Source organism: Streptomyces sp. NPDC001002 (genome assembly GCF_053599215.1).
In genome coordinates this window covers 35,977-41,976 of record NZ_JBSFLV010000085.1, presented here as the reverse complement: position 1 = coordinate 41,976, position 6,000 = coordinate 35,977, and the positions used below count along the sequence as shown (strand labels likewise).

Genomic DNA, 6,000 nt, shown 5'->3' with positions numbered 1-6,000 from the left:
CCCAACACTCTGTCCCTCCACGCCGCTCTTCCGATGTCCCGGTGGGCCGCCGCTGCCGCCCGAGCCGCCGCGCCGGGACCGGCGCGGGCTGCTGGCGGGGTGCGCGGTGTGGGCGGGCCTCGCCTGCACGTGCCAGCTGTGCTGCGGCTCGTACGAGGACCCCTGGACCCGGGAGCCGAAGGAAGGTCTCTGCAACCCGGACTGCGGCGACTGCTGTGACTGCTGCAGTTGCTGTGACGGTTGCGACTGCTGCGATTGCGGCTGCGACTGCAGTTGCTGAGGCGGCTGGATTGAACGCGGGGGCGTTCCGGGACGTATCTCCGGCAAGGACGCGAAGTGCGTGCGGCCGCTCGAAAGGATCGGGACCATGTCAGGGCGCTCTGACAGGATCGTGCCGCTCGCTGTGAAGATCGTGGTGAGCGGGGGGCTCGGGGTCGGCAAGACGACGTTCATCGGGGCCATTTCGGAGATCGGACCGCTGGACGCGGAGGCCGCGATCACGCAGATCTCGATGGGGGTCGACGCGGTCGACGGGACCGAGTCGAGGACGACCACGACCGTCCCGCTCGACTTCGGGCGGATCACGCTCGATCCGTCGATCGCGTTATACCTCTTCGGGACGCCCGGCCAGGACCGGTTCTCCTTCCTCCGGGACGACCTGGAGGAGGGCGCGCTGGGGACGGTGGTCCTCGTGGACACCCGTCGGATCGAGGAGTGCTTCCCCGCCGTCGACTACTTCGAGACGCAGGGCGCGCCGTTCGTGCTCGCCGTGAACCGCTTCGACGGCGCGGACCGGTACGAACTCGACGAAGTGCGCAGGGTGTTGGGGCTCAGGAGCGATGTGCCGGTGCTGGAGTGTGATGCTCGGGACCGCGGGTCGGTACGGGACGTGCTCGGCGCGTTGCTGGACCGGGTGATCGGGGTCCGGGCGGCGCCCAAGGGGAGGGGAGGGGTGTGCGTGTGAAGGCGGGGAAGGAAGAACACGTGCAGCGAGGAAGGCTCAACAGGAAGAGGACCACACTCGACCGAAGTCGATGTGGGAGCGCTTGACCAGCCACTGCTGTGGATGCATGGGCCAAGTGGAACAGGCATCCGGTTTCCCGTCAACCGAGCTGAGACGTGCCGCTCACATGATGGACAACCTTGACAGCGAGGGGAAACGGCCCCGTACAGTCGACGGACGGCCCTGCTGAGGGGCTCGGCCGTAGCGCGCCCAGCGGCGCACCGTGTGAAGGCACCCGTGCTCGACCTATGCGTCACGGAGTCTTCGCATGTCATCGGACACCCTTGCCAAAGTCACCGCCGTACCCGGCGCGAGGCCCTCCCTGGTGATCGTCGGGGCCGGGCCGCGAGGGACCGGTCTGATCCAGCGGATCGCGGCCAACGCGCAGGAGCTGTACGCCGGTTCGGGTCTCGACATCCATCTCGTGGACCCGCATCCACCGGGCGCCGGACGCATCTGGCGGGCCGCCCAGTCGCCGTTGCTGTGGATGAACTCCCACGCCGAGGACGTCACGATGTTCACCGACGAGACGGTGGCCATGGAGGGTCCCGTGGGGGAGGGGCCCACGCTGCACGAGTGGGCCGGTATCGACGCGGACGTCTTCGCCGACCGCCCGCTGCAGGGCTCCTACCTGCGCTGGGTGCACGAGCAGGCCCTGGCCGCCCTGCCGGAGGGCATCACCGTCCACCATCACCCGACCCGCGCCCTGCGGGTGGGTGGCCCGCGCGAGGGGCGCCAGCAGGTGTGGCTCCAGGGCCGCCCGCGTCCGCTCCTGGCCGACCTCGTCGTGCTGGCCCTCGGTCACCTGGACGCCGAACTCGACGAGCAGCAGAGCGAGTTGGCGTCGTACGCCGCCGCTCACGGGCTGGTCCATCTGCCGCCGGACTTCACCGCCGACAGCGATCTGTCCCCGCTGAAGGCCGGCGAACCCGTCCTGGTCCGCGGCTTCGGGCTCGCCTTCGTCGACCTGATGGTGCTGCTGACGGAGGGGCGCGGCGGGCGTTACGAGGGGGACACCTACGTGCCGTCCGGGCGGGAGCCGGTGCTGTACGTCGGGTCGCGGCGCGGAGTGCCGTACCACTCGAAGATCGGTTACGACTGGAGCGGTGAACGGCCGCCGCTGCCACGGTTCTTCGGGCCCGCCGAGGTGACGGAACTGCTCGGCAGGCCGGGCGGGTTCGAGTTCCGGCGGGACGTGTGGCCGCTGGTGGAGAAGGAGTTGGGGTTCGCCCACTACCACCGGCTGTTCACCGTGCATCCGGAGCGGGCCGCGATGCCCTGGGCCGACTTCGAGGAGAAGTACGCTGCCGCCGCCGACCTGGCCGAGCGCGAGGCCCTCGTGGCCTCCGCGGTGCCCGGAGCGGCGGACCGGCTGGATCTCACCGCGCTCGACCATCCGCTGGACGGGGTGCGGTACGGCTCGTTCGAGGAGTTCCAGGAGGGGCTGCGTGGCTATGTCGAACGGGACCTGACCAGACGTCATGATCCGCAGTACAGCCCGGACTTGGCGGTCTTCCTCGGACTGCTCTCCGTCTACGGTCAGTTGATCCGGCTCGGGGACATCGGGCCCTGGTGGCACGGGTTCTTCAGCTATCTGGCCTCCGGGCCGCCCGGCCCCCGACTGCGGCAGCTGCTGGCGCTGTCCCGCGCAGGTGTCCTGAACTTCCTGGGCGCCGACATGACCGTCACCGCGGAGGACGGCGTGTTCCGGGCCACCAGCGCAACCGTGCCCAACTCCTTCGTCGAGGCACGGGCGTTGGTCGAGGCGCGGCTGCCCGATCCGGCGATCGGCCGGGCCCGCGACGCCCTGCTCCGCGAGCTGTACGAGGAAGGGGACGGGGTCGCCGAGACCCCGGAGGGGCTGCTGCGGGTGGACCCCGGCGACGGACGCATCCTCGACCGGGCCGGCCGACCGCATCCCCGTCGCTTCGCACTCGGCCCCTTCACCGACGGCCGGACCTCCGGCGCCTTCACCCGGCCGCGCACCGGCGGCCCCGCGTTCCGACAGAACGACGCGACGGCACGGGCCGCGCTGCGGTTCCTGGCGGAACTCTCCGCCCGGGCGGCCGCGTGAGCGCTCCCGCTGCTTCCCGACACCGCTGCCGCGGTTCCCTGCGCGTGGGCGGGGTTCGTGACTCTCGCCGTTCCCTGCGAGTGGGCCGGAATTGCCGCTCAGGCTGCTCGCTGCGCGGCGGCGGGGCTTGCGGCTCCCGTTGTTCCCTGCGGGTGGGCGGGGCTGGTGACTCCGGCCGTTCCCCGTGTGTGGACGGGGTTTGCGACCCCAGCCGTTCCCTGCGTGGCGGCGGGGCTTGCGGCTCGCGCCGGTCCTTGCGTGTGGGCGGGGCCGGTGACTCCGGCCACTTCTTGTGTTTGGGCGGGGCTTGCGACCCCAACCGTTCCCTCCGTGGCGACCGGGCTTGCGGCTCCCGCTGTTCCCTGCGTGTGGGCGGGGCCAGCGACCCCCGCCGTTCCCTGCGCGTGGGCGGGATCAGCAACCCCCGCCGTTCCCTCCTCTTGGACGGGACCAGTGACCCCCGCCCCTCCCAGCGTGCGCGCCGGGCTCGTTGCCCCCGCCGCCTCCCGTGTGTTCTTCGAAAAGGATCTTCGACATGAGCCCTTCGTACGGTCGGGGGCTGTTGCATCTGGCCGCCGGGATCGACCAGCCGGCGGTGTTCGATGCCGGTTCCCATGTCGAGTTGGCGCGGCTTGCCGAGCGGGGTGGGCTGGACTTCGTCACGTTGGACGACACCTTCGCCCGGCCTGGACCCGACGCGCTCTCCGTTCTGGCGCGGGTGGCGCCGGCGACCAGTCGGGTCGGGCTGGTGCCGACCGTGACCACGACCCACACCGAGCCCTTCCACGTGCAGGCGGCCGTCGCGACCCTCGACTGGGTCAGCCGCGGCCGGGCCGGCTGGCGGATCGACGTGTCGGCCACCGAGGGCGAGGCCCGCCTCTTCGGCCGCAGACATGCCGCCGCGGCGGACGAGTTGTGGCGGGAGGCAGGTCAAGTCGCCGACGTGGCCGCGCGGTTGTGGGACAGCTGGGAGGACGACGCCGAGATACGGGATGTGCCGACCGGCCGTTTCGTGGACCGGGACAAGCTGCATCACGTCGACTTCGCGGGCGACTCGTTCTCCGTCAAGGGTCCTTCGATCGTGCCGCGGCCCCCGCAGGGCCACCCCGTGCGGGTCGTCGACGCCACCGAAGGGCACGCCCGGCCCGTGGCCGCCCGGTACGCGGACGTGGCGCTGGTGCAGGCCGTGAGTCCCGCCCAGGCCGCGGCCGTACGCGATGAACTGCGGCGCAGGGCCGCGGAGTTCGGGCGTGGTCCGGATGCGCCGCGGGTGCTCGCCAGTCTCCTGATCGACCTCGGCGACGGCGAGCACGCGGCCGAGCCCGGGCACGGCGGGGGCGGTCCCCGGCAGACCGCGCAGGGGCCGCTGTACCGGGGCGGTCCGGTGGACCTCGCCGAGTTGATCGCCGCCTGGTACAAGGACGGCGCCGTCGACGGCTTCCACCTCACGCCCGCCGAGCCACGCCGTGACCTGGAGCGGCTCGTCAACGGCACGGTCGCGCTGCTCCAGCACCGGGGCCTGTTCCGCACTTTCTACCCGGGCAGCACGCTGCGGGAGCACCTGGGACTGGCCCGGCCCGCCAACCGGTACGCCGTGGCAGGGGGCACGTCATGACCGTACGACGCAGGCGGATGCATCTGGCCGCGCACTTTCCCGGGGTCAACAACACCACGGTGTGGGCGGATCCGCGGTCGCGGTCGCAGATCGAGTTCTCGTCCTTCGAGCATCTCGCGCGCACCGCCGAGCGGGGTCTGTTCGACTTCTTCTTCCTCGCCGAGGGACTGAGGCTGCGCGAACACAAGGGCCGCATCCACGACTTGGACGTCGTCGGGCGCCCGGAGTCGCTCACCGTCCTGAACGCGCTCGCCGGGGTCACCGAACACCTCGGGCTAGCCGCCACGGTCAACGCGACCTTCAACGAGCCCTACGAACTCGCCCGCAGACTGGCCACGTTGGACCATCTCAGCGGCGGCCGGGCGGCCTGGAACGTGGTGACCTCCTCCGACGCCTTCACCGGCGAGAACTTCCGGCGCGGCGGCTTCCTCGACCGAGCCGACCGGTACACGCGAGCTGCTGAATTCATCGAAGTGGCACGGGAGTTGTGGAACTCCGGGGATTCCGACGGGGTCTTCCGGCCCTTCGCGCACCGCGGCCGACACTTCGACATCGCGGGCGAGTTCGGCGTCCCGCGCTCACCGCAGGGACATCCGGTCGTGATCCAGGCCGGGGACTCCGACGAGGGACGGGAGTTCGCGGCGGCCACGGCCGACGTGGTCTTCACCCGGCAGGGCTCCCTGGAGGCGGGCCGCTCGTTCTACGCGGATGTGAAACGCCGGCTGGCCAAGTACGGCCGTACGGCAGGCGACTTGAAGATCATGCCCGGTGTCTCCGTCGTCCTCGGCGACACCGCGGCCGAGGCGCAGGAGCGGGCCGCCGGGATCCGCCGGCAGCAGGTCTCCCCGCAGAACGCGATCCTCGCGCTTGAGCAGGTCTGGGGCGCCGACCTGTCCTCGTACGATCCCGACGGGCCGCTGCCCGACTTCGACCCGGTGCCCGACTCCGGGATCAGCCGGGGACGGACCCGGCGCGGCGACACGGTCGCGATCGCCGAGAAGTGGCGGGCTCTGTCGCGGGAGAAGGGTCTGTCGATCCGGCAGACGGTGATCGAGGCGAGCGCCCGGCAGTCCTTCATCGGCACCCCCGAGGCCGTCGCCGCCGAACTGGAGGAGTTCGTCCGCCGGGACGCGGCCGACGGCTTCATCCTCGTACCGCATCTCACCCCGGGCGGACTCGACGAGTTCGTGGACCGGGTGGTGCCGCTGCTCCAGGAACGCGGCGCGTTCCGCACGGAATACCGGGGCGCCACCCTGCGCTCACATCTCGGGCTGTCCGACCCGGTGGGGACGGGCTGATCGGATGACG

4 protein-coding genes and 1 pseudogene are annotated in these 6,000 nt (G+C 71.4%); all 5 read left to right on the top strand.

Features of this window, described 5'->3' with window-relative positions; all coding sequences use genetic code 11:
• Positions 1 to 280: pseudogene (locus ACWDR3_RS31500) on the top strand (hypothetical protein); the annotation flags it as partial.
• An 87-nt stretch (positions 281 to 367) separates the two neighbouring features.
• Complete coding sequence (locus ACWDR3_RS31495) at positions 368 to 964, top strand: GTP-binding protein (RefSeq protein ID WP_450355969.1); 597 nt, start codon at positions 368 to 370, stop codon at positions 962 to 964.
• A gap of 307 nt (positions 965 to 1,271) precedes the next feature.
• Positions 1,272 to 3,077, top strand: a complete 1,806-nt coding sequence (locus tag ACWDR3_RS31490; RefSeq protein ID WP_450355968.1) for an FAD/NAD(P)-binding protein — start codon at positions 1,272 to 1,274, stop codon at positions 3,075 to 3,077.
• A gap of 535 nt (positions 3,078 to 3,612) precedes the next feature.
• Positions 3,613 to 4,692 (top strand): LLM class flavin-dependent oxidoreductase, encoded by a 1,080-nt coding sequence (locus ACWDR3_RS31485; protein WP_450355967.1) that lies wholly within the window; start codon positions 3,613 to 3,615, stop codon positions 4,690 to 4,692.
• Positions 4,689 to 5,990 carry an NtaA/DmoA family FMN-dependent monooxygenase gene (locus ACWDR3_RS31480; protein ID WP_450355966.1) on the top strand — a complete coding sequence of 434 codons (1,302 nt, stop codon included), beginning with the start codon at positions 4,689 to 4,691 and terminating at the stop codon, positions 5,988 to 5,990. The genes ACWDR3_RS31485 and ACWDR3_RS31480 overlap by 4 nt, the downstream gene beginning before the upstream one ends.
• The last annotated feature ends 10 nt before the right edge of the window (positions 5,991 to 6,000 follow it).

Excerpts from the sequence above, each read along its gene's own strand:
- ACWDR3_RS31480 (WP_450355966.1), top strand. The coding sequence starts at position 4,689 with ATGACCGTACGACGCAGGCGGATGCATCTGGCCGCGCACTTTCCCGGG.
- ACWDR3_RS31485 (WP_450355967.1), top strand. The coding sequence starts at position 3,613 with ATGAGCCCTTCGTACGGTCGGGGGCTGTTGCATCTGGCCGCCGGGATC.
- ACWDR3_RS31490 (WP_450355968.1), top strand. The coding sequence starts at position 1,272 with ATGTCATCGGACACCCTTGCCAAAGTCACCGCCGTACCCGGCGCGAGG.
- ACWDR3_RS31495 (WP_450355969.1), top strand. The coding sequence starts at position 368 with ATGTCAGGGCGCTCTGACAGGATCGTGCCGCTCGCTGTGAAGATCGTG.